The 25,629-nt window shown below is 65.6% G+C and carries 20 protein-coding genes and 2 pseudogenes; 8 read left to right on the plus strand and 14 right to left on the minus strand.

Going from position 1 to position 25,629, the window contains the following annotated elements:
* Positions 1-37: 37 nt before the first annotated feature.
* The 8 genes from BGO20_RS12780 to BGO20_RS12815 all read right to left on the minus strand — a co-directional run bounded on the left by BGO20_RS12780 (position 38) and on the right by BGO20_RS12815 (position 7,865).
* Positions 38-730: an SDR family NAD(P)-dependent oxidoreductase gene (locus BGO20_RS12780; RefSeq protein ID WP_291663582.1), complete on the minus strand. Its 693-nt coding sequence runs from the start codon at positions 728-730 to the stop codon at positions 38-40.
* A gap of 11 nt (positions 731-741) precedes the next feature.
* A complete protein-coding gene (locus BGO20_RS12785) occupies positions 742-2,067 on the minus strand; it encodes an NAD(P)/FAD-dependent oxidoreductase (RefSeq protein ID WP_291663581.1) in 1,326 nt (441 codons plus the stop codon).
* Positions 2,060-2,824 carry an amino acid ABC transporter ATP-binding protein gene (locus BGO20_RS12790; RefSeq protein WP_291663579.1) on the minus strand — a complete coding sequence of 255 codons (765 nt, stop codon included), beginning with the start codon at positions 2,822-2,824 and terminating at the stop codon, positions 2,060-2,062. The genes BGO20_RS12785 and BGO20_RS12790 overlap by 8 nt, the downstream gene beginning before the upstream one ends.
* Positions 2,821-4,320 (minus strand): argininosuccinate lyase, encoded by a 1,500-nt coding sequence (gene argH, locus BGO20_RS12795; protein WP_291663578.1) that lies wholly within the window; start codon positions 4,318-4,320, stop codon positions 2,821-2,823. Before argH ends, BGO20_RS12790 begins: the two co-directional genes overlap by 4 nt.
* A 38-nt stretch (positions 4,321-4,358) precedes the next feature.
* The gene (locus tag BGO20_RS12800) at positions 4,359-5,075 is read right to left on the minus strand and encodes an amino acid ABC transporter permease (protein ID WP_291663577.1); all 717 of its coding nucleotides are present in this window, start codon (positions 5,073-5,075) and stop codon (positions 4,359-4,361) included.
* Between the two features lie 10 nt (positions 5,076-5,085).
* Positions 5,086-5,748: an amino acid ABC transporter permease gene (locus BGO20_RS12805; protein WP_291663575.1), complete on the minus strand. Its 663-nt coding sequence runs from the start codon at positions 5,746-5,748 to the stop codon at positions 5,086-5,088.
* A gap of 72 nt (positions 5,749-5,820) precedes the next feature.
* Positions 5,821-6,660, minus strand: coding sequence for a transporter substrate-binding domain-containing protein (locus BGO20_RS12810; protein ID WP_291663573.1), 840 nt, complete (start codon positions 6,658-6,660; stop codon positions 5,821-5,823).
* A complete protein-coding gene (locus tag BGO20_RS12815; RefSeq protein WP_291663572.1) occupies positions 6,657-7,865 on the minus strand; it encodes a pyridoxal-phosphate dependent enzyme in 1,209 nt (402 codons plus the stop codon). Before BGO20_RS12815 ends, BGO20_RS12810 begins: the two co-directional genes overlap by 4 nt.
* An 81-nt stretch (positions 7,866-7,946) precedes the next feature.
* On the opposite strand from BGO20_RS12815, the gene BGO20_RS12820 reads away from it, so the two are divergent.
* Both BGO20_RS12820 and BGO20_RS12825 read left to right on the plus strand, forming a co-directional pair.
* Entirely contained in the window at positions 7,947-8,876 is a 930-nt protein-coding gene (locus BGO20_RS12820; protein ID WP_291663570.1) for a LysR substrate-binding domain-containing protein, read from the plus strand.
* Between the two features lie 388 nt (positions 8,877-9,264).
* Positions 9,265-9,849: a DUF6647 family protein gene (locus BGO20_RS12825; RefSeq protein ID WP_291663568.1), complete on the plus strand. Its 585-nt coding sequence runs from the start codon at positions 9,265-9,267 to the stop codon at positions 9,847-9,849.
* Between the two features lie 262 nt (positions 9,850-10,111).
* Here the strand turns inward: BGO20_RS12825 and BGO20_RS12830 are convergent.
* Positions 10,112-10,576 (minus strand): annotated as a pseudogene (locus BGO20_RS12830) (sensor histidine kinase); the annotation flags it as partial.
* Positions 10,577-10,579: 3 nt separating this feature from the next.
* On the opposite strand from BGO20_RS12830, the gene BGO20_RS12835 reads away from it, so the two are divergent.
* Positions 10,580-11,230: a LysR substrate-binding domain-containing protein gene (locus tag BGO20_RS12835; RefSeq protein ID WP_291663954.1), complete on the plus strand. Its 651-nt coding sequence runs from the start codon at positions 10,580-10,582 to the stop codon at positions 11,228-11,230.
* 8 nt (positions 11,231-11,238) lie between these two features.
* Here the strand turns inward: BGO20_RS12835 and BGO20_RS12840 are convergent, their stop codons facing one another.
* Both BGO20_RS12840 and BGO20_RS12845 read right to left on the minus strand, forming a co-directional pair.
* The gene (locus BGO20_RS12840; protein WP_362889817.1) at positions 11,239-11,763 is read right to left on the minus strand and encodes a VOC family protein; all 525 of its coding nucleotides are present in this window, start codon (positions 11,761-11,763) and stop codon (positions 11,239-11,241) included.
* Between the two features lie 33 nt (positions 11,764-11,796).
* Entirely contained in the window at positions 11,797-12,381 is a 585-nt protein-coding gene (locus BGO20_RS12845; RefSeq protein ID WP_291663567.1) for a Crp/Fnr family transcriptional regulator, read from the minus strand.
* 373 nt (positions 12,382-12,754) lie between these two features.
* Here BGO20_RS12845 and BGO20_RS12850 point away from each other — a divergent pair, with 373 nt between their 5' ends.
* Positions 12,755-13,177: a nuclear transport factor 2 family protein gene (locus tag BGO20_RS12850; RefSeq protein WP_291663566.1), complete on the plus strand. Its 423-nt coding sequence runs from the start codon at positions 12,755-12,757 to the stop codon at positions 13,175-13,177.
* 133 nt (positions 13,178-13,310) lie between these two features.
* On the opposite strand, the gene BGO20_RS12855 is transcribed toward BGO20_RS12850, so the two are convergent.
* From BGO20_RS12855 to BGO20_RS12865, 3 genes are all read right to left on the minus strand, one after another.
* Positions 13,311-19,829, minus strand: a complete 6,519-nt coding sequence (locus BGO20_RS12855; protein ID WP_291663565.1) for an autotransporter domain-containing protein — start codon at positions 19,827-19,829, stop codon at positions 13,311-13,313.
* A gap of 3 nt (positions 19,830-19,832) precedes the next feature.
* Positions 19,833-20,993 carry a D-alanyl-D-alanine-carboxypeptidase/endopeptidase AmpH gene (gene ampH, locus BGO20_RS12860; protein WP_465246033.1) on the minus strand — a complete coding sequence of 387 codons (1,161 nt, stop codon included), beginning with the start codon at positions 20,991-20,993 and terminating at the stop codon, positions 19,833-19,835.
* Between the two features lie 223 nt (positions 20,994-21,216).
* Positions 21,217-22,080, minus strand: a complete 864-nt coding sequence (locus tag BGO20_RS12865; protein WP_291663563.1) for a LytTR family transcriptional regulator DNA-binding domain-containing protein — start codon at positions 22,078-22,080, stop codon at positions 21,217-21,219.
* Positions 22,081-22,729: 649 nt separating this feature from the next.
* Here BGO20_RS12865 and BGO20_RS12870 point away from each other — a divergent pair.
* The 4 genes and pseudogenes from BGO20_RS12870 to BGO20_RS12885 all read left to right on the plus strand — a co-directional run.
* A pseudogene (locus BGO20_RS12870) lies at positions 22,730-23,741 on the plus strand (IS3 family transposase); the annotation flags it as partial.
* Between the two features lie 68 nt (positions 23,742-23,809).
* Entirely contained in the window at positions 23,810-24,355 is a 546-nt protein-coding gene (locus tag BGO20_RS12875; protein ID WP_291663562.1) for a mechanosensitive ion channel family protein, read from the plus strand.
* A gap of 84 nt (positions 24,356-24,439) precedes the next feature.
* Positions 24,440-24,586 (plus strand): hypothetical protein, encoded by a 147-nt coding sequence (locus BGO20_RS12880; protein ID WP_291663561.1) that lies wholly within the window; start codon positions 24,440-24,442, stop codon positions 24,584-24,586.
* A 323-nt stretch (positions 24,587-24,909) separates the two neighbouring features.
* Positions 24,910-25,491: a hypothetical protein gene (locus tag BGO20_RS12885; protein WP_291663560.1), complete on the plus strand. Its 582-nt coding sequence runs from the start codon at positions 24,910-24,912 to the stop codon at positions 25,489-25,491.
* The last annotated feature ends 138 nt before the right edge of the window (positions 25,492-25,629 follow it).

A 25,629-nucleotide genomic window follows, 5' to 3' on the forward strand; every position in this document is an offset into this window, starting at 1 on the left:
GCGCGATGTCGCCGGCACCACGGCGGAGCTGCGGCACCTAAAACATCGCCTCGTAGGCGCAGTTGACGGCCAGTTCGGAGATCGACGCCGTGTTCGGCAGTTGGACGATGAGGGCGACGAGTCGGGCCAGATCCTCGGGGCGCGTCATCTCCTCCCGCGGCACCGGCGCCTGCGCCGTCATGTCGGTCGCGACATAGCCCGGACACAGCGCGACCGAACGCACGCCGTCTGCGAAGGCCGCCTGGCGCACTGCATGCGACAGGGCGACCATGGCGAATTTACTCATCTGGTAACCGGCATTGCCGTTGCGCACGCGCTTGCCGGAGAGAGAGGCGACATTGACCACCCGGCCCCGTCCGTCCGCCCGCAGATGCGGCAGCGCGGCCTGGATCAACCGGAACGGCGCCTTGAGATTGACCGCGAGCATCTCATCGAGATCCTCTTCGGTGCCATCGGCCAGCGAGACGTTGCGCAGGATGCCGGCCGCGTTGACGAGGATGTCGATGCGGCCGAAGCGTGCCATCGTCGCCTCGACCCAAGCTCGTTCGGACGCGGGATCGGTCGCCTGATAGGCGAAGCTCATCATTCCCGCGGGTGCGAACCCTTCTCCGGGCGCCAGGGCCGGATCGCGGATGGCGAGGCTCAGCGCGACGCCCTGGCGCCCCAGCTCTTCCGCGATCGCCCGCCCGATTCCGCGGCTGGCTCCGGAGATCATCGCGACTTTCGTCATCGTCTCGATCCTCACAGGCGGGCCATGCGGCGGTCGATCGCGTCCTGGAGGTGATACCAGCCGCTGACGATCGGCAGGAACCAGGGCCGCCCGTCATAGAAGGGCACGGGAATTTCAGGGAACGCGGGGCTGTCGAAGGCGCTCGGCTGGTTCTGGTGACCGAGCAGCTTCAGAGCCGACTGGTGCCCGAGATAGGTCATGAGCGCCACGCCGTTGCCGTTGCAGCCGAGGGCGAAGTCGATGCCGTCGCGGCGGCCCATATGGGCGATCTTGTCGGCGGTCATGCCGACCTTGCCGCTCCAGCAATGGGTCACCCGGTAGCCGGCGAGTTGCGGCCAGACCTTGAGCATCATCGCGTGCAGGCGGGGCGCAGCATCCCGCTCCGGTAGATCGAGCATGCCCGGCCGACAGCCGAACAGCAGGCGCGTCCCGTCCGGGGACGGCCGCGAGTAGACCAGCTCGCGCTTGGAATCGGTGATCATGCGGCGGCCGGGGTTGATCTGCGCCATCAGCTCCGGCGGCAGTGGCTCGGTCGCGATCTGGTAGCTGCGCACGCCGACGATGCGCTTGCGCAGATCAGGATTGCCCTGGCCCGTGTAGCCGTTGGTGCCGAAGAAGACGTTTCGGGCCCGGATCGTGCCGCGGCCGGTCTCGACGCTGTGGAAACCGTTCGTGAGCGGCCCGACCTTCAGCACCGGCGCATGCGAGCGCAGCCTCGCCCCGCTCTCGGAGGCCAGGCGCCGCAGCGCGCGGTGATACTTTGCCGGATGCAGGCCGCCATATTCGTCGATGACGATGCCGCCATGGTAGAAATCGGTCTGGGTGACCTCGTGCTGGCGCGATTTCGGAATCTCATGAACCGTCACGCCGGTATGCTTGGCGAGGAGTTCGCCATGCCGCCGCAGGCGGTCATAATGGCGCGGGACGTGAGCCCCGAAATAGCGCCCGAAGACGCCGAGATCGGCATCGAGCTGCTTCTCGGCGATCAGCGTCCTCAGATGCTCATAGGACGAGATCGAATCCGCCAGCAGGCGCTCCATCCGCGCTCCATCGACGCCTTTGACCGCGCCGCCGATGACGAGCTTCTGGCCGCTGGAGACCATGCCGCCCGAGCGGGTCGAGGCGCCGGCGCCGAGCTCCTCGGCGTCGACCACGGTGACGTCGACCCCATTGCGCGCCAGTTCCGCGGCCGCCGACAGCCCGCAATAGCCGGAGCCCACGACCAGCACGTCGGTCGTCTCGGGTAATGCCGAGCGGTCCGTCGCCGGTGGCGCGGCATCCCACCAATAGGGATCGGTCGTAAAATTCGGCGCCAGAACGGCGGTTTCGTCAGGCATGATCGGCCGCTCCGAAGGATCTGATATTGGACAGGAAGGCGCGCGTGCGCTCGTGCTGTGGGTTGGAGAAGAAAGGACCCGGCGGGCCCTGCTCGACGATCTGTCCGTCCGCCATGAAGACGACGCGATCGGCGACCTCTCGCGCGAAGCCCATCTCGTGGGTGACGACGACCATGGTCGTGCCGTCCCGGGCGAGATCGCGCATCACGTCGAGGACGCCGGTGATGGTCTCCGGGTCGAGCGCCGAGGTCGGCTCGTCGAACAGGATCGCCTTGGGCTGCATCGCCAGGGCGCGCACGATGGCGACGCGTTGCTGCTGCCCGCCCGACAGCGCGGAGGGATAGTCGTCAGCCTTGTGGGCGAGGCCGACCTTGGCCAGCAGCGCCCGTGCCCGCTCTTCAGCCTCGGCCCGTGGCAGCTTGCGCCGGCGCTGCGGCGTCAGGGTCATGTTGCGGAGCACCGAGAGATGCGGAAACAGCGCATAATCCTGGAAGACCATGCCGATCTCGGTCCGGAGCACCTGCCAGGCGCTCTCCTTGTGGATGTCGACCGCCTTGCCCGCCACTGTGAGGCTGCCCTCGTCAGGCCGGACGAGCCCGTTGATGCAGCGGATCAACGTGCTCTTGCCCGAACCGCTGGGGCCGATCAGCACGAGCACGCTGCCGGGCGCGACGTCGAGATCGATGCTACGCAGCGCCTGGTGGCTGCCGAAGCGCTTGCCGATCCCGCGCAGGCTGATCAGGGGCTCTGCACTCATGCGGCAAGCTCGGCCAGATCGCGCTTCAGCTTCTCGCGCGCCTTGTGCAGACGGCCGCGCTTGTCGGCCAATTCGGCGCGCCGCGCTTCAAGCCGCGACTGCGCGGATTCGACGGATCGGGCCACAGCCTCGGGAGCAGGGCCGCCCGGCAGGGTGCGGCCGGCGACGCTAGCTGTGGGATCGAGGCTGCGCCGGACGAGATCGGCATCGAGCCCGATTGCTCGGCCGAGCTGGTCGCGGGCGGCGTCATCGACCATCTGCGTGGTGATACCGTCGGCCGCGAGCCCGGAATCCATCGCTGCGCGCACCACGGCGCCGACAATGTGATGGGCCTCGCGGAAGGAGAGATCGGCATCCCGCACCAGGATGTCGGCGAGATCGGTGGCCGAGGCGAAATCCTCCGTCACGCGGCGCTTCATCAGCGCGGCGTTGGGCCGGCCCGTCGCGATGATCAGGTCGAACAGCGAGAGGCAGCGCAGCACCTCCTCGCCCGCCTCCCAGACGCCGCGCATGCCCTCGCGATTGGCGTCGATCGTGTTGGTGAAATGCGTGCCCTTCACCGCCGCCGCCGCCGCGACATAGAGGCCGAGCAAATGTCCGGCCTTGCCCTTGAGATGTTCGATGACCACGGGGTTCTTCTTCTGCGGCATGATGCTGGAGGTGCCGGTGACGCGGTCGGGGAATTCGACCGTCTGGAACTCGTGTGAGACCAGCACATGATAGTCCTGCGCGACGCGGCTCCAGCCGATCGCGATCTGCGAGAGACCGTTCAGGATCTCCAGGCCGAAATCGCGTGTCGCGACCGCATCGAGCGTGTTCTCGACAAGGCCTTCGAAGCCGAGGGATGTCGCGATCGCGTGGCGGTCGATGGCGAAGGTCGTGCCGGCGAGCGCCCCGGCGCCGAGCGGGCTGATATTGGTTCTGGCCCAGGCATCGGAGAGCCGGCCGAAATCGCGCTCCAGCGATTGCGCGACACCGGCCAGGAAGAAGCCGTAGGTCACCGGCTGCGCCGGCTGCAGATGGGTGTAGCCCGGCATCACCGCCTCGCGGAAGCGGAAGGCGCCGTCGAGCGCATGCTCCTCGACGGAGAGCAGCGCCTGGCTGGCGTCGAGCAGCAGGTCGCGTGCCCGCATGCGGTCGAGCCCGGCGCTGAGATCGTTGCGGCTGCGGGCGATGTGCATGCGGCCGCCGGCATCGGTGCCGATCAGCTTGATGAGATGGGCCTCGTAGTTGAAATAGGAATCCTCCCGCTGCGGGTCGAGTTCGACGACGTCGGGCCCCTCGGCCTCCATCCGCAGCAGCCCGCCCGCCAGCGCCTTCGCCGCCTGCGGCGAGATCAGTCCGCACCGCGCGAGCATGAGCACATGCGCCTGGTTGAGGTCGCTCATATGCTCGAAGACGTTCTTGAAATCGCGGGCGAGGCGCGGCGCGTAGATGTGATCGCAGACCTCCTGAGCGACCTTTTCGGTCAGGCGACGGCTGACTTTGGATTCCATGGCGAGGTCCTTCGGGGAAGCGAGGAAAGCAATCAGGATCAGGGAAGCTGTGTGACGGGCTGCTCGACGACCGACGTGCCCGGCGCCACGCGGCTCCGGTCGGCCTTCAGGCGCCGTTCGAGCCAGCGTCCGAACCCGCTCAGCGTCGAGCAGATGATGAAGTAGATCAGCAGCACCGCGCCATAGACGGTGAAGGCCGGATTCCAGCCTTCCATCATCGTCGTCCGCTCGACGATGATCTGGCCGACCTTGAAGAACTCCGTCACCCCGACGAGCGCGCCGAGCGACGTGGCCTGCACGAGCAGCGTCAACAGTCCGACGAAGGGCGGCAGGATCGAGCGCAGCGCCTGCGGGCCGGCGATGAAGAGGTAGACTTCCCACCCTTTCAGGCCGAGCGCGGCCGCGCTTTGCCACTGGTGCTTGGGCACGGCGTTGAGGCCGGCCCGGACGATCTCCGTGCCGTTGGCGCTGCCCCAGAGCGAGAGGCCGACCGTGACCGCGGCGAAGGGCGAGAGCTCAAGGCCGAAGAGCGGCGCGACGAAGAACACGAAGAAGATGTTCACGATCAGCGGGATGTCGCGGAACAGCTCGACATAGATCTTCACGGCGATCCGCAGCCAGGCGAAGCGCAGGGTCGCCAGCGTTCCCAGCATGAAGGCGATCAGGGTCGAGAAAAACAGCGTCGCCAGCGCCAGCGAGAGCGTCATGCCGATGCCCTGAAGGATGAAGGGCAGGTTCTTGATCAGGAGTTCCATTGCCCCGCTCTCAGGTCCGGAACGGCGTGTTCAGCCGGTATTCGAGCCGGCTGGCGAAGAAGGAGAGCGTGAGGACGAGCGCGAGATAGATCACGCAGATCGCGGCGAACATCTCGATCGTCCTGAAATCCATGGAGATGCGGTCGATCGCGACGAAGGTCAGCTCGGCCAGCCCGATCGCCTGCAGATAGGAGGAGTTCTTGAGCAGCGAGATTGAGGTGTTCAGCATGGACGGCAGCCCGACGCGAACCGCCATCGGTGCGGCGACCAGCCGGAAGAAGCGCCAGGGCGAGAGACCGAGTGAGAAGGCCGCCTCCCGCAACCCCTTGCCGACCGTCTCGAGGCCACCGCGAATGTTCTCGATCTGGTAGGCGCCGGCCCAGAGCGTTAGGCTCAGCACGCCCGACCAGAACAGCGAGAGCCTCAATCCCAGCCCCGGCAGGCCATAGAAGATGAAGAAGAGCTGAGCGAGCAGGGGGGTGTTGCGGATGACCTCCACATAACCCACGACGACCTTGTCGAGCACTGGCACCTGCAGAACGCGAACAGCCGCGCCGCAGAGCCCCACCGCGATCGAAAGCACGATCGACAGAGCACTGACCTGAATAGTCAGCCACAGGCCACGCATCAGCGCCGGCCACTGGGCCGCAAGATAACCGAAGTCGAATTCCATGGTCGCGCCGGCCTCTAGATCGAGGGAGGAGCCGGAGGCGGTTTCCCGCCTCCGGCCATCTAAGGATTCGGTTCAGCGCGCCGTCGGCTTCGGCTTGGTGAAGGCGTCGGTGTAGAAGGGGCGGATCTCGGCCGGGATCCACTTCTCGACCCATTTCGCGTAGAGGCCTTCGGCCTTCATCCGGTCGAGCGCGGCATCGACATAGGCCAACCAGGCCGCCTCGTTCTTGCGGACGCCCACCGCCGCGTCGGAGATGGCGAAGGGCTCGCCGACGAGGCGCAGGGAGGGGTCCTTGGCCGCGATGACGATCAGCGTGGCCGCGTCATGGGTATAGGCGTCGCCGCGGCCCTGCTTGAGCGACTGGAGCGCGTCGGAGGCCGTATTGAGCCGCAGGCTCTCGACCTTCGGCATGGTGTCCTCGAACCATTTCGCCTGGGTCGAGCCCTTCAGCATGATCACGGTCTTGCCGGCGACGTCGTCGAGCTTCTTGATCGGGCTGTCCTTGGCGACGAGCATGTCCGACCCGCCCCAGCGATAGGGCTTGGAGAAGTCCACGACGCGGGCGCGCTCCGGCGTCACGCCCAGCGTGGCGATGAGCAGATCGACCTTCTTACCGTTGAGCTGCGGAATCCGGTTTTCGGCGGTGACGCAGGTCAGCTCGATCTTGTCGGCCGAGCCGAAGGCCCAGGTTGCGATCTGGATCGCCATGTCAGTCTCGACCCCGGCGAACTTGCCGGTTTCGTCCTTGTAGCCATAGGGCGGCTGGTCGCAGCGGACTCCGGCTTTGAGCAGGCCAGCGGACTTGATCGCTTCGGGAAGCGGAGGCAGGCTCTGAGCCTCGGCATGAAAGGCAAAGCCGAGGCCGGCGAGCGCCGACAGGGCCATGCGGCCGGCGGAAATGGTCTTGGTCATCCGTTGTCCCTCTGTTGGACCGATGTTTCGGTTCTCGGTGGCAGAAAGCCGGGCATTGCCGGCGGTGCGGCGGCCTGAGGCCGCTCGTCGGTGTGAGGCCGTGGGTCCAAATCGTGAGCGCCGGGATCGCGGAGGCCGGAGCCGGTCAGAACCAGGGTGACGTGGCGCCCGGCGAGACATCCGTCGCGGGCCATCGCCTCCAAGGCTGTCAGTCCTGCGGCAGCGGAGAGTTCGGCGTGGAGACCGCAGGCTGCCAGCGCCGCCTGAGCCTGGCGGGCCGCCGTGTCGTCGACGGGAACGGCAAGCCCGCCGGTCGCTCGCAGGGCGGCGAGCGCCTGAAAGGTAACTGTCTCGCCCGCGGTCGAAACCTGGGCGGTGTGCCCCTCGTACCGTAAGCGATAGTCCTCGCCAGCCATCACGCGGGCGAGCCGGGGAAAGGGCTCGACGGCGATCAGCCGGGGCGGGATACCGCCGATCTCTTCGAAACCGAGCCGGAGGCCGGAGAGAAGATCGCCGCGTGAACTCGGCACGACGATGATGTCCGGCCGCTCGGAGCCGGAGAGTTCGGCGGAGAGCGTCTTGTAGCCCTCGATGCCGAATGGGTCGGTGCCGATGGCCGGAAGACGGTAATTGGTGGCGGCGAAGGCGCCTTCGGTGACGCGGTGCGCCAGATGCTCCCAGCGTCCCAGGCTGTCGGGGGCCTCGACCAGTCGCGCGCCATGAGCTGCGATAGCGCGGCGATAGGACGGCGCCAGTGCTGCCGTAACGGCGATCTCGGTGGGGAGTCCGGCACGGGCCGCATAGGCCGCAATCGACAGGCCGCCATTGCCGCTCGACGCGGCCACGACAAGTGGAACGTTGCAGGATAGGGCGCGGGCGATGAGCCGAGCGCTCATCCGGTCCTTGTGTGAGCCGGTCGGGTTGCACCATTCCAGCTTCGCCGTCAGCCGGCCGACCTTCATCGTCTGTGCCAAGGTCGGCAGTTCGACGCAGCGGGTCCCACCTTCGCCGAGCTCCAGGGTCTCGGGCAGGCGGATCCCCCTGCTTCGGTCGGCGTAGACGAGTTTCAGGTTCGAGGCGTGGCCCTCGCTGGCACAGCGGGGGCACCCGGCGGCATACGTCTCGACAGGCCAAGCAGCGTCGCAGCGCAGGCAGATCATCCCGCTCGGAACAGTCGTCGCTACGATGGGGTGCGCGCTGGACATGGACAAAAGTATTGCGACCGCCAGATATCTGGTCAAATCTCAGTTTTTTAGCCTTCTATTCACCTGTGATATGGGGTCAGCATGAATCTTCGGCACGTGGATGCCTTCCGAACCATCATGTTGCGGGGCTCGATGACGGCGGCGGCGCAGGAGTTGCGGACGTCGCAGCCCAGCATCAGCCGTCTGATCGGAGAACTGGAGACGGAGATCGATCTCAGGTTGTTCGAGCGTCGGGCCGGCCGGTTGCGTCCGACACCGGAGGGTCTCGCCTTCTACCGGGAGGTCGAGCGCAGCTTCACTGGCCTCGAAAACTTGACCTCTGCGGCGCGCGATATCCGCGCCTTCGGCACGGGGCGGCTGCGCATCGCCGCCATGCCCGTGATGGCGCTTGGGTTCATCCCGCGCTGCATCCGCAAGTTCAAGGAGCGCTTTCCGCGCGCCATCATCTCGCTGCAGATGGGCAATGACGGCACGGTGACGCGCTGGATGTCCTCGTCCTATTGCGACATTGGCTTCGTCGCCAACGTCATCGACATTCCGCAGGTCGAGCATCAACCTCTCTACGCCGTGCCCGGTGTCTGCGCATTGCCTCCGTCCCATCGACTGGCGTCGCACGATACCATCTATGCGAGAGATCTCGATGGTGAGGCATTCATCTCGCTCTCCCTAGAGGATGGTGCGCGAACGCGTGTCGACCGGGCGTTTGATGATGCCGGGGTGCGCCGCCAGATGACGTTGGAGACGCCCTTCAGTGCGGCGATCTGCGCTCTCGTGGAGCAAGGCCTCGGCCTGGGGCTCGTAAACCCCATCGCGGCGGACGACTACCGGCACGCCGAGATCGTCTTCAGGCCCTTCCGACCGCAGGTGATGTTCCACGGGCACGCGATGTTCCCGAGCCGCAATCGCGAGGATCCACTGGTTGAGGGCTTCTTGTCGGTGGTCCGGGAGGAACTCGCCGGCTATCAGCGCCCGCTGGTCGAGGGTCGAAAGAGCGCTAGCAACGGTAGATAAGTGTCTTGGGCTCAGCCGCGCGGCAGAGCGGCTCAGCCATGGCGATCCGGTGAGATCGCAAATTGGACGTCGGCCACGCCTCGCAACTCGGCAACAGCCAATAGCTGCCATCTACGCGATAGCGCCAACTCCGGACATTGGCTTGTTGCCGGAGAACGGACATTCCGTGAGCAGCGCTTCCGGCGCCAAACTCCGCCTTCCCAGCCAACTGCCTCGCGCAGAGGAGGCGAAGGCGCTTTGCTCCGGTAACGAAGTTAAGGTGGACAAATCGGTAGGGTTCGCCTGCGAGCTATGTTACCTTACGGAATCGTTAACTTCGCCCAAATCGGGCATGCGTTGGTGACGACGCCCAGTTCGCAATTGACGGCGTTTGCTGCGGACGAATGCCATGAAGGTCATCAGACGGCGTCTGGTCGCGGTTGCCGCGTTGCTCATGATACCCGTGACCTTTGAAGCTCAGGCACGCGACGAGACGATCGAACGCCTGCGCCTCGGCTCAGGCTTCGAGATCGTCATCGGTGACAGGCAGCCTGATCCGGGAGGACGGCTGCTCGAGGCCCTCGCGATCTGGGTCGGTGCGAAGCTGGGGCAGCCGGTGCCCGCTGCGTTGCCTAGGCTGGTGTTCAGACCGAATAATCAAGTCGCTGCTTTGCGTCTCAAGCAATATGCGTCTGAGCTTGTACAGCAGCAGGGGCGGCCAAGCATCATCTCAATCTACGACGCTCGTGAGAGAGTTATCTACATAGAAGAATCATGGACCGGTGCAACGGCAGCGGATTTGTCCGTTCTTGTTCACGAGCTGGTTCATCACTTCCAGGAGGCGCATCCGACCAAATTTGAGTGTGATGCAGCGCGCGAGGCGAAGGCCTTCGAGTTGCAAGAAAAGTGGCTGAGATTATTCGGGGAATCTCTTGAAGAGGACTTCCAGATCGATCCGTTCACACTGCTAGTCAGGACTTCCTGCGGAATGTAGGTTTCAACCGAGCCGAACGCCGTCAATCGGCTTGCTCGCCCTTCGGCTTAGCGCCACAAGCGGACCTTGACGACTTGCCCAGAAGCAGACGCGAGCGGTTCTGGTGCGAGGTCCCATGTTGCGCCCACAGGGGACGTCAGCGTCTTGCCCGAGACTTGATAATCAACCCGGGAAAGCCACTCTGGCCGTCGATCGCGGCAAGAACATCCAAAGCGCCCGATGGCAACGCAACCGTAAACTCCACTTCTGCAAGCCACCCCCTTCATGGGATGACCACCTCCGCCACCAAACCACCGCCAGTGCGGTTGGAGAGCCTGACCGACCCGCCGATGGTCGCGGCCAGTTGCTGGGCGATGGCGAGGCCGAGCCCGGTACCGCCGGTCTCGCGGTTGCGCGACCGTTCCAAACGGAAGAAGGGCTGCATGGCGGCGGCCAGCATCTCCTCCGGAATGCCGGGGCCGCGGTCCAGCACTGTGATTGCGATGGCGCCGTCCTCTCTTCGTTCCACGTCGATTTCTGCTGCGCCCGCGAATTTCAGGGCGTTGTCGATGAAATTCGACAGGATGCGCCGCAGCGCATCCGGTTTGGTGGAAGCGACCCCATCGATCCGGCCTCCAGCCGAGACCGCCTTGCCGGTATCCTGATAATCATAGGCGATGCTGTCGATGAAGGAGGCCAGGTCGATCCGCGTCTTCTTCTCGCCGTTGCTGTGGGCGCTGCGGGCCTCGATGTGGCATTGCTGGCACGAATCTTCACCATTCGTGCCAGCGAGGGCTTCATCGCGTTGTTCTGCGCGCCCCTGATCACGGCGATCACGGAGGCCGCGCCGCAAGTCAGACTGCGCTTCGCTCCGAAGCCCGGGAAGGATGCCGCACCATTGCGGGACGGCGAGGTCGACCTCGAATTCGGCGTGCTCGGAGCCTTCGCCCCCGAAATCCGCGCGCAGCTCGTCTTCCGCGACCGCTTCGTCGGTGTGGCACGGGCCGGACATCCGCTGTTCGACGGGCCTCTGTCGCCGCAACGCTATGCAGCGTGCCGGCACGTCGTGGCCTCCCGCCGCGGCGTCTTCACCGGCCCCGTCGACGAGGCACTGGTCGAGTTCGGTCTTGAGCGCAATGTCGTCGCAGTGGTGCCGGGCTTCCCGGACGCACTCACGGCCGCCAGCCATTCGGATCTGGTCGCTCTCGTTCCTGCGTCTTGCGTCGGTCGCGACGAGGCTGCCAGGCGGAAACTGGTGGCCTTCGATCTGCCGGTGCGGACGCCCGAGATCGCGGTCTCGGCCATGTGGCACCCCCGCATGGAGGCAGACCCGGCCCATCGCTGGATGCGGGAGGCCATGATCGCGGCATGCCGGGACGCTGTCGCGACCTTGCGGGAATAGCGGCTGTCTCAGGCCGATGGCGGCGTCGCCGCAGGATCCATCCAGACCGCTTCCCAAAGATGGCCGTCAGGATCGACGAAGCTCCGGTTGTACATGAAGCCGAGATCCTGCCTCGGATTGATGTCGGCGATGCCGCCACGGCTCGCCACCGCGCCATTCATCCGATCGACGTCTTCGCGGCTCTCGCAGGAAAGCGCGAGCATCACCTCGCTCGCAGTGGCCGGCGGAATCGGGCGGGTGGTGAAGCCCTGCCATTTGGCATGGGTGAGCAGCATCACATGGATGGTCTCGCTCCAGACCATGCATGCCGAACCGTCGTCGCTGAACTGGGGATTGTTGACGAACCCCAGCGCTTCATAGAACGCTTGGGCGCGCGCGAGCTCGGTGACGGGCAGGCTCACGAAAATCATCCTGGTCATTTCATCACTCCTTCGAGGCAGGCGGGCTCGCCCCCTCTGTCCAAGCTGCACCGCGATGACCACCATCAGCGGTACTTGCCAGGGAGTGATAGGAGCGGGGCGGCGCTCGAACATTGATGTTTGGTAAGAAGTCGCTCCGGCCCTCGATCAGCGGGTGTAGGCGATGGTGCGCCGCAGGCGACTGAGGCTTTCCGGCGTGATCCCCAGCCAGGCTGCGATGTAATGCTGCTTCAGCCGCCTGTGGAGCCCGGGCTCGCGGCGAATGAAGTCGCGGTAGCGCTTCATGGCGCTGTCGTGCCGGAACGAGATCTCGTCCGGTTCCTTGTCGATGATCCAGTGCTGCTCCATGTAGCGGATGTAGAAATCGGCGATGTCCGGGAAGGTGGCGACGAGAGCCCTGAAGGCGGCGAATTCGTATTCGAGAACGGTGCTGTCCTCGATCGCCGTGATGGTGAAAGCGCTCGGCGCGCCCAGCAAGGTGGCGCTGACAGATGCCGCGATGCGGTTCTCGGGAAAGAAATACTTCACGATCATATCGCCGCCGGGCCCGACATAATGCTGGTAAAACAGCCCCTCGACCACGAAGGCGTAGGTCGCCGGAATGTCTCCAGCCCTGATGAAGACCTCGTCCTTTCGGTATTGCCTGGGACGCAGAAGGGTCGCCCAGGCGCTCTCGGCCGCCTGCGACAGGTCGGTGTAGGTCCGGATCTTCGCGAAAAAGGAATCCTTCATGGCCGTTCAGCCTGCAGGCTGGCTGCGGCAATCTCCGGCGGCACGCGACGCCAAAAGGCGGGTTGCGGCGCCCACTAGAACGCAAGCTTTCGAGCCCGTCTTCACGTTCATCCCCCGCAGGCTCGTCGCGTTCGATCATCGGACCGAAGCCCGCACTCCACTTTTCGGGCCGATGCCTCAGACCGGACACATATGCAACGATCCGACGCGGAAAACCATCGGCTTCCCGCCTGGGCCGGAGGGACCATCCGTCTTTGTCTCGAGATGCGCGGCGCGCTGGGGCCGCCCGGAAAGCGGGTGGAGAGCCCCGCTGAACCAAGGTTTCCTCGCAGGCAGCAGCGGCCGCCTGGGCCGCCCCATTGCGAGGCCAGCCATGAACACAAGCACCGGACTTTCCGCCACGGATCTGCTCGATCACATGTTCGCGGTGGAAATGCGCTTCCTCCAGCAGGACGACGCCGATCTCGACCTGCTCGCGACCGCCTTCCATCGCGGTGTCATGGTGCACGAGCCCGCATCGCTGCCCTATGCCGGCGATTGGCGCGGGCTGGACGGCGTCGGGCGCCTGTTCAAGACCATGCGCGACACCTGGAGCGAACTGGCAGTCGAGGGTCTCCAGGCTGCCCAGAGCGGCGACACCGTCCATATGAGCTGCCGCCTGCGGCTTACCGCGCGCCGCAGCGGCACCACGCTTTCGCAGCCCTTCGCAGAGGTCCTGCGCTTCGAGGACGGGCTGCTCATTGAGGGCATGCCCTTCTACTTCGATACCGCAGCGATCCGTTTCGCGCTGGACTGACCCTGCTGACCGTATCGCCCCAAATCGGCTCTAGGCGCCGTTCAAAGCCGGAGGCCGTGCAGCGCCAGGAGCGGAAGCTCATCTGATGCCGCGAACCAGACATTGCGGCGGATGGCAGCACACGCTGGTGGCGTCAGAACTTGACTGCGAGCCGGGCATTGAAGGCATGATCGGTCGCGCGCGACGCGAGTTGCCCGTCATAGGACAGCCCGATTTCGGCTTCTGGCGAGAGATTCAGCGCGAGGCCGGTGCTGACGACCAGCGCGTCGCGGGCGATCGGAGCGCCCGCGATCGAGAAAGGCGCGCCGCCGGAGAAGGCCTGGAGCGACACCGGGGTGACGTCGCCCGCCGCGTGCCGCCAGCCGAGCGTACCGTTTATCCGCGCCACGCTGCTGCCGAGATCGAAGCTCATCTGAGCGCGCAGGCCGAGCGTGGCGAAGGCGACGGCCGTGGTCTGCGCCCTGGCAGTAAGCGCGGCAACGCCGCCTGTCTCAGTAAAACCAGCACTACGGAGATTGACATAGGCGAGATTGACGAAAGGCTCGATGGTGGCCCGCCCGAGGTCGAAGCGATAGGCGATCTCACCGAAAGCCTGCAGGCTGCGGGCGCCGTAATCGGAGCGCAGCTCCTCGCCGAAGCCGGAGAATACGGCGCTGCGCCGAGTGTCCAGCTCATGCCAGGCATAGGTGACCCCGCCACTCAGCCGGAAGCGGTCGAGTTCAGCTCCGCCATAGAGGCCGATATGGTAATTGTCCGCCTCGCCGCGGGAGCGACGCCGAGCGATCTCGAAGGTCGAGCGCGAGTAGCCCGCCATGACGCCCAGCCGCGCCTCCGACGCCACCGGAACATCGAAACCGGCAAGCAGGCCACCGCTTGAGCGTGTGAGGGAGGCGGCGTTGCCGTCGCCGCGTGTCTGGCCCCAGGAGCCGAAGCCACGCGCCCACAAGGCAAAGCCCTCGCTTGCCCCCGCCGCGACCGCCCCGTGGCTGGAAGCATAGGCCAGTGTTGCGATCCGCGGCGCGCCAATCCCGTCGAATGCGGCGCGAATCCGGTCCGACACCGCGTTGCGAACCTCCTGGCTGCCCTCGATCAGCACCGTCTTGGCCGACGCATGGATCTCGCCCGACAAGCTGTCATAGGCGCGCCGGGCCTCGCCCTCGTCGCGCAGCTGCGTGAAACTCAGCCATAACGGGTTGGCATAACCGAGGCTTTCCAATCCGAGGGCTGTCTGGGTCTGGTTTCGCGTTTGCGCGATCGCTGCGAACGGCAGGTCGTTACGCAGCAGGGTCAGCCTGACATTGTTGGTGTCGTATTCCAGCCTCGGATCGAGGAAGAGGAAGTTGGAACTGACATCGTCGAAGCGACCCTCGACGCCCTGACCAGCCGTCAGGATGGTGTAACGCTGGTTCGCCCAATAAGTGCCTTCCTCGCCGATATGGACCACTGAGCCGCCGGAGAGGCGCGCCTTGCCGCTGGCACGGATCAGGTCGCTCGACGAGCCGCCCGGGCTGACCTCGACCGCATAGGTTGCGCCATGCTCGAAGCCGATGTCGCCGGAGACGGTGAGCGTGCCGATCGAATTGCCCGGAGCGATGGTCGCACCGGCATGGATCGTGGTCGGTCCGACGCTGCCGTTGCCTTGCAGGCGGCTGCCGGACAGGACATCGAGCCCGCCGCCGAGCGCGCCGTTGACGATGAGCGTGCCCGCGGACACTGTGGTCGAGCCGGAGAAGCCGGAGCTGTCGCCGGTCAAGGCAAGGGCTCCGCCGCCGGCCTTGGTGAAGCTGCCGGTGCCGGACAATACGCCCGCCAGGCTGGCATCGTTTCGCTGGTTGAAGACGACCGCGCCGTTATTGGTGATATCGCCGGAGATCGATGCGGCGTCGCCGATCAAGGTGCCGGCGGTAACAAGCGTGTTGCGATAAGAGTTCGCTCCGCTCAGCGTTAGGGTGCCCGCGCCGGCCTTGATCAGATCGCCATAACCGTAGACGCCGCCTGTCAGCGTTGCATCGTGGCCGTTGGTGTCCACCGTGCCATTGCCGATCAGCAGCAGGGGGCGATCGGTATTGAACGAGGCACCGAACCGCAGCGCTCCCCCCAGGAAGGTAACGGCCGTTCCGCCAGCGCCCAGATTGGCGTCGCGCGAGACCTGCAGGGTTCCGGCCTCGATCAATGTGCCGCCGGAATAGGAGTTCGTGCCAGTCAGGCTCGTCATCCCGGTGCCGGACTGAAGGACGATGCCGGCGCCGGAGATGGCGCCACCGAAACTGTATAGATTCGAGCGGTTGAAGCGCAGCACAGCGTCGTTTGAGACGTCGCCGGCGAGTTCGCCCGTCGTGCTGCCATCGCCGATCTGGAGCGTGCCGGCCGCGATCGTCGTGCCTCCGGCATGGCCAGCGCTGCCGGTCAAGGCCAGCGTTCCCCAACCCTCCTTGACCAGGTTGCCGCTACCGCTGGTCGAGCCGCCGAGGACGAAACGCGTGCCGGCAGCGGTCTCGATCGTGCCGGTGCCGGCAAGCGTGACCGAGCGGCCGCTGGTGATGTCGGCCAGCGTCATCAGGCGGCCACCGCCGTCGAAGGCGATGGCGGAAGCTGCACTGCCGAGATTGGCGTCGGCGACGATGGCGAGCGTGCCGTCGCGGATCACCGTGCCGCCGGAATAGCCGTTCGTGCCGGTCAGCAGCAATGCGCCGGGGCCATCCTTCAGCAGGCGCCCCACGCCGGTGATGGTTCCGGCATAGAGGCTGTCCTGCACCTGATTGACGGTGAGGTCGGCGCCGCCCAACGCGATCTCGCCGCCCGTGCTCGCCAGGAAGGCCATCGAGAGATCATGCCCGGCGAGGTCGAGCTTGCCGCCGGTCAGCACCCAATCGGTCATGGTTGGCAGGGCGCCGGCGCTTCCAGCTCTTATCGTGCCGGCAGTGAGCAGGGTGCCGCCCGCCCAGCTGTTGGTGCCGGTGAGGAGAAGCGTGCCGTCCCCCCATTTGATCAGCCCGCCGGCGCCGCCGGCCGGGCCGGACAGAGTCAATGTGGTGCCGGCATCCGTCTCGATCGCGCCGGTGCCGAGCAGCGCGACGTTGCGGGTGGAGAGGATGTCCGACGTCGTGCGCAACGCGCCATTGTCGAATGTCAGCCCGCCGCTGGCCGCGCCGAGATTGGCGTCGGCCGAAACCTGCAACTTGCCACCCGAGATGACCGTGCCGCCGCTGTAGCTGTTCGCGCCGCCGAGGATGAGCGTGCCGTCGCCGGTCTTCTCGAAACCGGCCGTGCCGGTGAGCGTTGCGTCGATCCCGGCCGTCTCGCCATCGAGCACCCTGATTTCCGGCGTGGTGATGGTGATGCCGCCGCCGCTATAGCCATGCAGGTCGAGGCTGTCGCCGGTCAGTGTGTAGCTGCCGCCGGCAAATTGCAGCCCGACGGCGCCCAGCGCACCGTTGACGCTGTCGAGCGTGACGGTGCCCCCCGGGCCCCGGAACACGCCATAGCCGCTGCCCCATTGCGTCGGCGTTGCGCCGCCGAGGTCCAGCCAGTTCTGATTGGTGGCAGTCCAGCTACCACTGGCGCCACCGGCCGATGTCGTGCCCCATAGCTGCAGGATGTTGACGCCATTGGCGCCGACGAGCACATCGACCCTGCCGCTTTGCGAGGTGTCGACGCTGTAATTGTAAGCGAACGGCCCGGTGTTGGGCACCGTCCCGACGGGAAGGCCACCACCCGACAGGGTTCCCGTATAGGTGAAGGCGCGGTGGTAGCCGAGCGCGGGTTGGGAGCTGCTGGCGAGATTCAACGTCCCGCCATTGAGGGCGAGGTTGCCGTTGACGCGCGTCGTCGCCGAGCCGGCTGCTGACGATCCGTAGCCATGCAGCCGGTAGTCGTAAGCGCTGCCGGAATTCAGCGTCAGCGTGCCATCGACGATGAGGCCGGCGGCATCCGAAGGCCGGAGGGTGCCCCCGCCATTGACGGTCACGTTGCCGTTGACCGTGAGCGCGTTCCAGCCGGAAGGCGCGAGCGTGCCGCCGTTGTTGACGGTCGTCGCGCCGATGCTGCCGCCGCCTTCGACCCGGCCGCCGCCATCGATGCTGACGGTGCCGCCGAGACGTGCGGTATCTGCCATCCGAAGCGTGCTGCCGGCGATTGTTGTCGGCCCTGAGAACCCCCCGCTATCGGCCGTGAGGATCGTCGTACCGGCGCGGAGGTCGATCGCGCCTGCGCCCGAGACTGCTCTGGTGAATGTGTAGCCGCTGGAGGTGTGGTTGAAGACCAGCCTGCCGGTGCCGGCACCGAACTGGATGTCGCTGGCGAGTGTCCCAGGTGCGGTCGCGGCTTGCCCGGCAGCCGCGCCGATATTGATGGTGCCGACGCTGCCCAGGTTCTTGGCGACCTCGATGTTCCGGCCCCCGCCAGCGCCGGCCCTGCCGCCGTCGGCGACCGTAAGTTCGGCACTGCCGCGGTTCGCGATCGTGAGCGTATCTGCCGTCAGGCTCGACGTGGCCCCGGACACCAGGGCCGATGCCGTGCCGGCATCGCCAAGCACGAGACTGCCGGCTCCCAGATGCGAGCCGTTGCCGGTGATGCTGATCGTGCCGGCCCCGCCGATCGCCGTTCCGGCGTTGATCGAGCCGGCGAGAACGGTGCCTCCATCGGAGACCGTCAGGCCGCCCTGACCTTGATTGCCAACGACAAGCGGACCGTCGACGGTCCATTTCGCTCCAGCCCCCGAGACCGAGACGGCTGCGGTCGAACCCGCGCCGTTTGCGATCTGAGCATTCATCGCCGTGAGCTGCGCTCCTGCCGAGAAGGCGAGCGTTCCGGCGTCGATCGCCATGTCGCCGCGAAAGGCCGTCGCAGCACCCGACAGGGTCCAGGTGCTCGCGCCGCCCTTGTTGAAATCCGAGAAGCCCAGATATTGCGAACCTAGTCCGCTGAGATCGAAGCCCGCATTCGTCGCGCCGCCGAGAATGAGGGTCGCATTACTGCCGCCGACCACCTTGCCGACCAGATCGTATCCCGCCTGCAACTCGACCGAGTTGCCGCTGCCGTTGAGGGCAATCGCCGCGCCTTGCGAGCCGGGAACAAAGCCCTGGCTGTCGCCGCCGCGCACCTCTCCGGCGATGAACAGGGATGTCCCGCCACGCAGCACCTCGATGCCCGAGCCGCCATCGCCTCCGCGGCCGGCGGATGATTGCTCGCCGAGCCCGCCGCGGCCGGCGGATGATTGCTCGCCGAGCCCGCCGCGTCCGCCAGATACTTGCGCGCCGTTCTGAACCGTAACGTTGGCTCGGCCGTCGACGAAAATGCCTGCACCGCCGCCGCCGCCGAACAATGCACCGTTGACATCGCCACCGCCGCCGCCGGTCGCAGTCCCGCCCACTGTGATGGTCGCGGGCCCGGCTACACGAATGCCGTCGCCTCCCCAGCCGGGCGAAGCAAGATAGCCGGCCCTGCCACCCTTGCCCCCGAGGGCATGGCTATCCGACGACAGGGAGATGATCGTACTGCCGCCGCTCGTCGCGACGACCTCGATGCCGGCACCGCCACGGCCGCCGTTTCCGTTCGTTCCGAAATTGCCGCGAGCGCCATCCGTCATGCCGCTATAGCCGTAGCTCGAGCCGCCATTGCCTCCGCCTCCGAGGCCGCCGCCGTCGCCGCCGTTGCCGCCCTGAGCGGTCGTCGCAAAAAGGCTGATCTGTCGGCCGTAGAGCGACAGCAGACCGGCGCCGCCGGCACCGCCGTCTCCAGCGGAGCCGCCGGGTCCGCCATCGCCCGGATACATGCGGATCGGCAAACAGCCCCGACCTCCCGGAAGGCAGGTTTGCGACACATAGGCCCCCGAGCCCGATCCTCCGTCGCCGCCGTCTCCGCCTCGGCCGCCATTGCCGCCCTGCAGAGTCGCATTCGTGGTCGTCACGACAAGGTTAGGCGGTGGGACCCAGTGAAACCCGACCGACGAAGGGCCGAAGACGAGCTCTTGACCCGGCAAAGACAACCCCGCGGCACCGCCGCCGCCACCACCGCCACCGCCTCCACCAGCGCCCCCATGTCCGATGAAGGGGTCTCTATAGGAGTTGCCGCCGTTCGCTCCGGTTCCGCCATTGCCGCCATCCCCGCCGACCAGGTTGATCGTCTGGTTTGCCGTCAGCAATGTCCCGTAGAAATCGAGACCGACGGCTCCCCCGCCACCGCCGCCGCCACTGCCGCCATCATGTCCCGGGGCGCCGGCAGCGCCATGCGAGGGCGAGCCTCCTGCCGAACCGGACTGCCCGACATGGCCGAGATATCCGGGTGGAATCGACGGCAGAACGGATGAATTGCCGCTGATGTCGCCGCCAGCGCCGCCGCCATGGCCGGCCACGCCGCTGCCGCCCTTGCCGCCTGTGGACCCGCCGCTCGGCCGGGCATTGGCCCCGCCACCTCCGCCACCGCCGCCGCCGGAATATTCGCCACCGAGGCTACCTGCTTGTCCCGTGGTGGGGCGACTGACGCCGTGGGCACCGCCGGCTCCTCCCTTTCCGCTGACTTGCCCCCAGGCGGGCAGTGCCAACACGAGTGGCGCGCAGGAAGCGGCTGATCCGGCCAGAGCGAGCCAGACGCGCAGCATCGCGGTCGAGCAGGCGAGGTGGCTCGATCTGCGGAGGGGAGGGAACGCGGCCATCGTCTACGGGTTCGCCGGGGTCAGTTCCGCCGCCAGATCACGGACAGCGGTCCTCAGCCCTTCGAACATGGCGAAGTCGACCTTGCTCGCGACGACGAAGATGCCGAGCCTGCGATTGGGCGAGAGCACGACATAGCTCATGAAGCCGCCGATTCCGCCGCTTTTGCCGAGGAGGAGAGGCACCCTGTCCTTCGGCCGGCTGACGATCCAGCCAAGCCCCATCCCCTCGGAGTCCGTCGCCTCGACGCCGACCAGGCGGGAAAGCCCGTCATGCGGTCGCCAGAGCGCATGTGCGAGCGTCCGTGCCGGCCGCCCGGCCGCATCGTCGGCAAGGTGCCAGCGCATCCACCTCACCATGTCGTCGGCCGTGGTGTAGATGCCGGCGCTGGCCTGCATCACCTCGCTCGCCTCCCAGTTCGGGTCGGGCTTTCCGAACGGGTCGAGCCCGGTCATCAGCCGAGGCTTCTGTGCCTCCGAGAGGCGCAAGGTCGTATCTGCCATCCCGAGCGGCTTGGTGATGCGCTCGCCGACCAGTTCCGCGAACGGCTTTCCGCCGGCCTGGCCAAGCGCCTCGCCGAGCAGGCCGAAGCCGAAATTCGAGTAGATTGCGGTCGTGCCCGGGCGATAGGCGGGCCGATGGCTCGACATCCAGTCCCAGTAATACGAGGCCTTGTAGGCCGCGAACGGGTTTTTCTCGTCAGGCGGCGTCGCCGGATCGGGCATCTCGCGCGGCAGGCCGGCCGAATGCGTTGCAAGGTCGAGCAGCGTGACCGGCCTGTCTTCGAAAGCCAGCGGCGTCTTCCCCGGCGGAGCATAGCCGGCAAGCGGCGCATCGAGCGCAACCTGTCCGGTGGCCGCCATGGCGGCGAGCACATCGGTCGCGAAAACCTTCGAGACCGAGCCGACGCGGACGATCGAACGGCCATCCGGCTCCTTGCCGCTGCCCGGGGCGATCTCGCCATATCCCGCAATGAAGCTATCCTCGCCGCGGACGACGGCGAGGATCAGGCCAGGGGCGCGCGCGTTGAGGAACATTCCGACGCCGGCCATCGACGCCGCATCGCGCAGCGCGAGATCTTCGGCTTCCGCCCGCTGCGCGCCCGCGGTCGATGCGATCGCAAACAGGGAGCAAAGCAAGAGCCGTACGATTTTGCGGGCCGGCAAGGATCTCGGTTTCAGTTCGTCGAGGCGCGGGGGGCGGCGAAAAGGCATAGGCGGAGGCGGGTCCATCGAACGATGTCCGCATTGAGATCGCCCGCCCGCCGGGCGGCAAGCACTGTTCGACGAACAGACATGCGGGTTCGACGAACGGCGCCCCGAGCCGAACTCATCGTGAGGAATCGGTTAAACGGCCGAAGATCGAGACCCCGCGAATCGGCCGCGGTTCTCAGACGCCGAGGCGCTTTCGCAGCTCCTGCCGATATTGTCGTGAGACCGGCCAGCCCTCGGCCACGCGGTTGAGTCCAACGGTCCAGCGATCGCCGGCGCGTCGGTCGAGGCCGTTGACATGCTGCAGGTTGACGATCGCCGTGCGGTGAATGCGCAGGAACGAGGCTGACGGCAGCATTCCGGTCCAGAGCGCGAGAGGGCGTAGATCCAGCACGGCCGAACCATCGTGCAGCCAGACCTTCACATAATCACGCGCAGACCGGACGCCGAGGATGGTTTGCGGCTCGACCCCGATGACCTGCCCCGGTCGGCGCAGATAGATCAGCGGGACGAACGGTCTCGAGGCGCCGGCAACGGCCCGTCCGTCCTGGAAGGAACCATAGCGCGCCAGCGCGATCAGCTCGGCGCATTGGAAGAGCGCTTTGATGTCGGCGGGCGGCCAGCGTCGGATCGCCGTGGTCGCATCGAATCCAATGCAGGCGCGCAATCGTCCCTCGTGAAAAACCGGTACGCTGAGGACGCTCTTGTCGTTTTGCCTGAGCATCTCGACCTGGAGCGCGCGGGCCGGGCGTGGCAGGTCGGCGACGCGGTTGATCATCACCGCCTGGCCCTTCACCAGAAACTGGTGGAGCCAGGCGATCATTGTCACGGACGTGTTCTGCAGATCCTCGACGAACGAGCGGATGCCTTGCCTGCTCCACTCATGCGTGTTCCGGAAACGGAGCAATTCGGCGTCGTATTCGAACATCCAGGCCCGATCCGCAGCGGCGAGTTCGCCGATTTCGGCGAGCGCGGCGGTGATCGCAATGTCGATCGGCTCGCGAAACAGCCACCGGGCCACGTAGTACGGCCAGCTCGGCATCGTCCCTTCGCCACATGCCTCTGATGGATTGATTTCATAGACGGCATGGGCCGCGGGAGCCGGATACTCCATGCTGTAAAGGACCTCCTGCCGTCGAGCACCAAGTCTACTCGCGACCTATCCTACAGAAAATCAACTCTCACCGGACTACCGAACTGGCATAATCTTCTCCCCAGAAGAGGAAGCTCAGCGATCCTTGAAGACGCGGGGCCGGAAATGAATATTTCCGCAGGGGGGGCGGGGTTTCCTTCCCGACCGTCTCGCGGCAATCTAAACGGCCCAAAAGCAGACACTCCGAGCGTCCGCAACGGGCCAATTCGGTAAGTTAGGACTGCTCGATACGGACCTTCCCGTGTGCCGCGGCCTGCTCACAAGCAACGTCACGCCCAATCTAAATCGGGGAGGGGGCTGACGAATTGGACCGCCGACGGTCCAGCGCCGGCGAAGCAGGCTGACGACGGACGCGACGACTCGGCCGCAAGCTACGATCGGAATGCCTTGGAAGCATAATTGACGCCCGGCTCAGGCCGGGCGTCCAGAGGTAGATTGCGGAACTCGACCGACAATCGCGGCAACACTATGCCTCTTGACCTGAGCCCCTGAACTTCCTCCAGATTTGAGTAGAGTCCGTCACTCATGGAGACGGACGATGCGCCCCTCACGGTTCACGGAAGAGCAGATTATCGGGATCCTGAAGGAGCAGGAGGCTGGAGCTGCGACGGCTGACGTCTGCTAGCCAAGCACGGCATCTCCTCGGCGACCTTCTACAAGTTCAAGGCGAAGTATGGCGGGATGGACGTGTCGGATGCGCGCCGGCTGAAGACCCTCGAGGATGAGAACGCCCGCCTCAAGAAACTGCTGGCCGAGCAGAGGCTCGACAACGCGATCCTCAGGGATGTCGCCGCAAAAAAGGTGACGCCCGATGCGAAGCGGAAGGCGGTGGCTCATGCCTGCACGGTGCATGCGGTGAGCCAGCGTCGGGCGTGCCTGGCCTTGAAGATCGATCGCTCGACGGTGCGCTACACGAGCACCCGGCCGGACGATGCCCTGTTGCGCGAGGCGATGAAGGCCGCGGCGACGGAGCGCCGGCGGTTCGGCTATCGCAGGATCCACATCATGCTGGACCGCCAGGGCATCGTGATGAACCAGAAGAAGCTGCGGCGGCTCTACCGCGAAGAGAAGTTGCAGGTGCGCCGGCGTGGCGGCCGCAAACGGGCATTGGGCACGCGCAGGCCCATGCTCGTGCCTGATCGGGCCAATGCGCGCTGGAGCCTCGATTTTCTCTCCGACACGATCTCGGACGGTCGCCGCTTCAGGGTGCTCGCCGTCGTCGCGACTACACGCGCGAGTGCCTGGCGCTCGTCGCCGACACCTCGCTCTCGGGCCTGTGCGTGGCTCGCGAACTGGATGGCGTCATTCGCCTGCGCGGCCGGCCGGGGACGATCGTGTCCGACAACGGCAGCGAGTTCACCTCGATGGCGATCCTGCGCTGGTGCCAGGAGACCGGGGTCGCGTGGCATTACATCGCCCCCGGCAAGCCGACGCAGAATGCCTTCGTCGAGAGCTTCAACGGGCGCCTCCGGGACGAGTGCCTCAACGACGCGCTGTTCTCGACGCTCGTCGAGGCCCGCAGCGCCATCGCCTCATGGAAGGAGGACTACCTCTTCTGGATGTTGTCGAAATTCCGCGTCGCGCAGTCGCTGCTAAGGCTATCGAGCTCTTCCTCCTCGTGCTGGTGATCGCCTTCTGCTGGAACTGGGTAGCAATTCTGGCCGGGCGCTTTCGGCACCCATCTGTCGGAGATCCGGAGGCCGAAGCGGCCTTGGTCGGGACACGGCTCAGCACAATCGGCCCCTTGCTCATCGGTTTTGCCAAGGCCATGCTTTTGACGCTCGGCGCGCTGACCGTCTTGGTGATGCTGGGTATCAATGTCTGGCCCCTGATCACTGGCCTGTCGATCTTCGGTCTCGCGATCGGCCTCGGATCTCAGACTTTGGTCAAGGATGTTGTGGCCGGTTTGTTCTTCCTGGTCGATGATGCGTTTCGTCAAGGCGAATACATCGAGAGCTCGGGCGCCAAGGGTACTGTAGAGAAGATTTCACTGCGATCGGTCTCCTTGAGACACCCGCGCGGTGCAGTCGCGACTATCCCTTACGGTCAGATCGGAAAGATCCAGAATTTCAGCCGCGAGTGGGTGATCGAGAAGATGCTTTTCCGCGTCGCTCTCGACACCGACGTCGAAACCGTGCGGAAATTATTCAAGAAGGTTGGCTAGGAGATTGCTGCCGATCCCGAGCTTAATCCCGATCTGCTCGAGCCGTTCAAAAGCCAGGGAATTGCAGCGCTTGAGGACGGCACGTTGGTAATCCGCGGCAAGTTCAAGACAAAGGCTGGCCGGCAGTTTCAGATCCGCAAGGCGATTCTCGCCAAGGTGCGTCTGACCCTCCAGGAGAACGGCATCAAGCTGGTGCCGAAGCCTCTGCAAGTGCCGGGAGCTCAAGGGTGAACTCAATGCCGAACGGCGGCAGGCTTACAGCCGTGGGCGAAAGACCGCCTGCGCTGCTGGAGACAGCTTCGGTGCGTGAAATGGGCAACTTGCGGAGGATGGCGGCAGCTTGTGCGATCGGGCTTGCAAGCCATGGCGGTCAAACTCAGGACTATCGGACTGAAGGAAGCGGATTTTCCTGATGTGCCTCTCGGGGTTTGCCGAGATGGTCAGCCTCAATCGGTTGGCGGAAAATCGCGGCGGAAGAGTTTTTCCTTCCGCGGCTTGCGATCCGGTATGAAGTGCCGGCTGCAATCCGGCTTCTGTTTCAGTGGAGGTTTCCCATGTCGAAACATATTGGCGTGATGCTCGCCATCGCAATTGCCGCGGGCGCGGCGGGCTGTGCTACCTATCCTGAGATCACAAGCCGAACGGTTATCGTCTCTGGGATCGGGCCGGTCGAAGTCGAGCACCTGACGGTGCGGGTGGTGTCGGTAGATCGATCCAATCGTTCGGTGATTGTCGAGCAGCATGGCAACCAATGGCTCGTGGAGGTGCCGCCGGTCTTCGGCGATCTCCAGAGACTTCGCGCAGGCGACACGGTCGAGATTAGCCGGGTCGAGGGCGTCGCTGTCGGCGTTCGCCACAGCAGGCGCGGCTCGCGACCGGGGATCGCCTACACTGAAGCGACCACGGAGCCGACTTTCCAGAATCTACCGGACAAGTATGTCGTGAGGGCGGTCACGCTGACGGCAAAATTCGAGAGGTTCGATGCAAGCACCAACGTTGTGAGCTATGTCGGACCACTTGGTCCGCGCTCGCTCGCCGTGCGGGACCCAGTCGTCAAGGCCGAGTTGCAGAAATTCCGGCGGGGTGACATGGTCGACCTAACCTTTGCCGAAGCTTTCCATATCGTCCTCAACTAGCACCAGACCTTAAAAGCGGGTCGCTTCTCGCGGGGCGGCCCTTGTCACGCGTGGTTAGCCATTTCACCCCGACGGGTGGTTGGCGATCTGAAGTTGATATCCGTCGGCCGCCTCGCTCATTCTGCCAACTGCCGAATT

This window comes from Allobosea sp. 67-29, from assembly GCF_001898115.1.
In the GTDB taxonomy this organism is placed as follows: Bacteria; Pseudomonadota; Alphaproteobacteria; order Rhizobiales; family Beijerinckiaceae; genus Allobosea.